The organism is Longimicrobiaceae bacterium (assembly GCA_035936415.1).
Taxonomy (GTDB): domain Bacteria; phylum Gemmatimonadota; class Gemmatimonadetes; order Longimicrobiales; family Longimicrobiaceae; genus JAFAYN01.
Map to the genome: position 1 here is coordinate 1 of DASYWD010000541.1, position 3,336 is coordinate 3,336.

A 3,336-nucleotide genomic window follows, 5' to 3' on the forward strand; every position below is an offset into this window, starting at 1 on the left:
CGCTCCCTCCGCCTGCCCGGCGCCGTGGCCCATCCGGGCATGGTCGGCCCCGGCGGCGGCTCCACCGCCGCCGGAATGTGCACCGTGACCCGTCGCACTGTGGCCGGTCGCACCGTGATTCATGGCGCCGTGATCCGCCGCGCCGTAGTCCATACCGGCCATTCCGCCGTGCGCGGCATGCGCTGCTCCCCCAGCCGCGCTGGCGGAGTCCTGGCTCCCATGCGTGCCGTGGCCGCCCGCCGTGGCCGCCACCACCGTGTCGGCGGCGGCCGCGGGAGCGCGGCCCTCCCGCGCCGGCTCGTCGCCGCCCGAGCATGCGGCGAGCACGACGCCCGCGAGCAGACCTGCGCACAGCTTGCCGTACATGGCCCTCCCTCCGTGTAGCCGGAGCGGTTTGCGCGCCGCCATCAGCGGTGCCGATGCGGAGCCGGAGCCGGCCGCGTCGCCGTCTCCCCCTGGCGGCGGCGCAGCTCCGCGAGCCGCCGCTGTACCTCGGGGTCGCTCCAGAGCTGGTGGAGCCTCGGGTCGTGGTGGATGCGCGCCTCGACCGCGGGGTCGGAGAGAAGCCGGACGATGAAGTCCATCGCCTGCTCCGCGTCCGACGCATCCGGCGCGCCGGCACCATGCGTGGCGTGCCCGGCGGGCATGGGCTGGTGCATCCCGGCCATCATCTGCTGCAGCACCGGGTCGGCGGCGGCGCGCGCGCGGATGACCGGGTCGGCCATCATGCGCTCGTGCATCTCCATCATCCGGCGCAGGTGGTCTTCCGACGCTCCCTCCATCCCGCGGGCGGCGCCGTCCGGCATGGCGTGCCCCATGGCGGCATGGTCCACCGGCTGGCCGGGCGCGGCCCCGTGCGCATGGGCGTGGTCCGTCCCCGGCATCCGGGAGTGGTCCATCCCGGCCATCGACATCCCGCGCGGAACGGTCGGCTGGGGAAGGGCGGCGAGGAACCCGCCCGCCGGTCCGCCCATGTTGTTCACCCCCATCATCTCGCCCATCATCATCCACTCGTCCACGGAGATCGCGTACGACGTGTCGTCGCGGAACATCGCCGCGGCCTTGAGGATCTCCTCGCGCTTCTTCTCGCGCGGCACCCGGGGCGAAGCCAGGATGTCGGAGATCACGTCGTGCATCATGTGCAGGTTGTCGAAGATGATCGACGCCTCCGGGTACCGCGCGGCGAACGCCGGCGCCACGCCCGCGGTCATCGGCATCAGGTACGGCATCGTCTCCGGCGCGTTCTCCAGCATCTGCCAGAAGCGCCCGACCGTGGCGTTCACGCCCATGGTGCGGCTCGCCACGTCGCCGTTGACGAGCAGCGGCTCGTAGAGCCCCACCTGGAGCCAGTGGTAGGCCCAGATCAGCCCGTTGAACTTGGGGTACTTCTCCCGGAACGCCAGGGAGTAGTAGTGCCCGTCCATGATGTCCATGCTCTTGGGCACCGAGCTGAACGCGACGTCGGGCCGGCTCTTGTAGTAGGCCAGCACCTCCGCGACCGCGGCGTCCTTCTCCGCCTGGGAGAGCCGCTCGTCGGCCAGCACGTCGTAGATCTGGCGGTGGAGGACGTGCGCCCAGTGGAACATGTTCTTCGCCTCGGGCACCAGCTTGGCGTACGCGACCTCGATCGCGCCCTCCGCCAGCGGCACGCGCGGCGGGCGCTTCAGCAGGCGCCGGGTGAGGAAGTCGTACTCCTTCTCCTCCAGGCGCTCCACCGGGCCCCCCGGGCGGGTGTACAGCTCCTCGTAGAGGATGGCGTGCCCGTAGTCGAACGCGTTGAACAGCCGGTCCGCGCCCGAGTAGTTCTGGCGGAAGACCCAGTTGTGCTTGGCCGGCAGGTAGAACTGCTCGTACTCCCGCGACCACTGCGCCGCCGCGGGCCGGGCGAGGCCGCCCGCTCCCACGAGCAGCGCAGCGCCGGCCAGCAGGGCCCTCCCCATGTATGACTGCTTCAGCATCCTGGCTCTCCGGGTCGTTGATCTTTCGCCTCCCATGACACCCTCAGCGGCCCGGGACCGGGATGAGCCCGCGCACCGCGAACATGCGGGCCGCGCCGAAGGTCACGAACCACCCCTGCTCGTCGCCCGTGAGCCGCCGGCCGATCCCGGCGTCCAGGGCGAAGAAGGGGCTGATCTGGTAGCGGGCTCCCGCCTCCGCGGTCCAGCGCAGGTCGTCTCCCTCGTGGAGGGGCTGCTCCGCGAACAGGTCCGCGATCAGGAGCGTCGAGCGGAGGGGGAGGGCCCTGTCCACGGCGAGCCCCGCCATCCACCGCGAGGCTTCGCCCGCCTCCAGGCCCTCGGCGGGCGAGGAGCCGAAGGTGTACTGCGCGTTCGCATGGACGCGCGCGAAGCCGAAGGTGCGGGTGGCGATCCCCTTTACCGACGGGTAGACGCGGTCCGGGGCGAAGCTGCCCACCGGGAGAAGGACCTCCGCGGCTACGGCGAGCGCCGGGAGCGTGCGGGTCTCCACGTTCAGGTTGTGGAGCACGGACACGTCGATCCCGGCGAGCCCGAACCCGTCCCGCCCCTCGCCCGCGTCCTGGAAGACGAGCGGCAGGCCCACCTCCAGCTGGGTGCGCGGAAAGATCCCGTAGGCGAGCTCCGGCTCGATCTCCCAGTGGTACACGCCCGCGTCCGCGCGCTCCAGGCGGAGCGGAGCGACCTGGGCCTCGAAGGCGTACCGCTCCACGGGATAGGCGTCCTCGATCCGGACCGGCCGTCCGGCGTCCGTGTTGTAGTAGTCGGTCTGCGCGGCCAGCTCCGGGGCCGCCGCGCCGAGGGCCAGCACCGCGGCCGCCAGGGCCCCCGGGATCGCGCCGGCTCGCCTGCTCGAAGTCTCCACGTTAAACGACGGTCTACGCACCATTTCTCCAGGCCACCTGCAGGTTGCTCCCGGGCGGGAAGGTCGGTCGCGCCCGGCGGAGGCTGCTTGTACACCGATCCGCCGGTATGTTCACCCCCGAACGGCGAGCGCGCCACCCGCAACGTCGATTCTCGCTGCCCCGGGGAGAAAAAAAGAGGCCCCGCAGCGCGGGGCCTCGGGCCGGGTCGGGGCACGGCAGGGCGGCGCTACCCGGGCGAGGCCAGCAGCGCGGCGAGCCGCTCCGCGAGCACCTTGACGTTGGGCGGCGCCAGCATGCTGTAGTGGTCGCCCGGGACCACCTCCACGGCCACGCCGCCCCGGACCCGATGGTGCCACCCCAGGGTCGCGTCCGCCGGCTCGGGGTCGAGGTGGGCGGCGGCGCGGAAGAGCACGGCCCGGCCCGGGTACGGCTCCGGGTCGTAGCGTCGGCGGGCCGCCAGGTGCGCCTCCACCACGCCGACGAGGGGGGCGACC

4 protein-coding genes are annotated in these 3,336 nt (G+C 72.6%); all 4 read right to left on the minus strand.

Features of this window, described 5'->3' with window-relative positions; all coding sequences use genetic code 11:
• Positions 1–366: hypothetical protein (locus tag VGR37_21745; GenBank protein HEV2150036.1), on the minus strand; the 366-nt coding region annotated here is incomplete at its 3' end.
• A gap of 41 nt (positions 367–407) precedes the next feature.
• Positions 408–1,958: a hypothetical protein gene (locus VGR37_21750; protein ID HEV2150037.1), complete on the minus strand. Its 1,551-nt coding sequence runs from the start codon at positions 1,956–1,958 to the stop codon at positions 408–410.
• Positions 1,959–2,001: 43 nt separating this feature from the next.
• Positions 2,002–2,865 carry a transporter gene (locus tag VGR37_21755; protein ID HEV2150038.1) on the minus strand — a complete coding sequence of 288 codons (864 nt, stop codon included), beginning with the start codon at positions 2,863–2,865 and terminating at the stop codon, positions 2,002–2,004.
• Positions 2,866–3,068: 203 nt separating this feature from the next.
• The coding region (locus VGR37_21760; GenBank protein ID HEV2150039.1) for a hypothetical protein at positions 3,069–3,336 on the minus strand (268 nt) is incomplete at its 5' end.

What these genes read in the sequence shown, in the direction of transcription:
- VGR37_21750 (HEV2150037.1), bottom strand. Translation starts at nt 1,958, where the DNA reads ATGCTGAAGCAGTCATACATGGGGAGGGCCCTGCTGGCCGGCGCTGCG.
- VGR37_21755 (HEV2150038.1), bottom strand. Translation starts at nt 2,865, where the DNA reads ATGGTGCGTAGACCGTCGTTTAACGTGGAGACTTCGAGCAGGCGAGCC.